Source organism: Mesorhizobium sp. M1A.F.Ca.ET.072.01.1.1 (assembly GCF_004023325.1).
Taxonomy (GTDB): domain Bacteria; phylum Pseudomonadota; class Alphaproteobacteria; order Rhizobiales; family Rhizobiaceae; genus Mesorhizobium.
Genome location: NZ_RZSF01000747.1, coordinates 1 through 439, shown reverse-complemented (window position 1 = coordinate 439; position 439 = coordinate 1). Strand labels below are relative to the sequence as shown.

The window sequence follows — 439 nt, the reverse complement described above, 5'->3', positions numbered from 1 at the left end:
CGCACGCGCATAAGCCTGAGCGCCCTGTTGTCGGCGCGAACACGCTCGGCCGCCGCCTCGAACTCTTGAGCACGGGCCAGCAGCGGCGCCAGCGAGAAGCCAAATGCTTCCTCGATCTCGCCACCCCTGCCCTTCCGTGCATAACGCTTGCCGTTCGGACTGTCCCGACGGATGACCAGACCGCAATCCACCAGCTCCGCCAGGTTCCTCCGCAATGTGGAATCGGGCATGCCGTGCGCCCTCAGCGACAGCTGTGCGTTCGAGGGAAACACGATGAGACCGTTTTCCTCGCTCAGCTCATTGTCAGGATAGAATGACAGCAACGCATTCAGGACGGCCAGGGCGCGATCGCCGATGCCGATGATGCTCTTGCCCTCGCAGAGGTTCCGGTAGATCTGCCATTTGTCGACGACCCTGCCCTTGTGGATCTCCCGTGACT

Annotated in this window: 1 protein-coding gene; it reads right to left on the bottom strand. The window is 62.4% G+C overall.

The annotated features are described in order from the left end of the window. The coding region (gene repC / locus EOA32_RS37845) for a plasmid replication protein RepC (protein WP_281015323.1) at nucleotides 1-439 on the bottom strand (439 nt) is incomplete at both ends.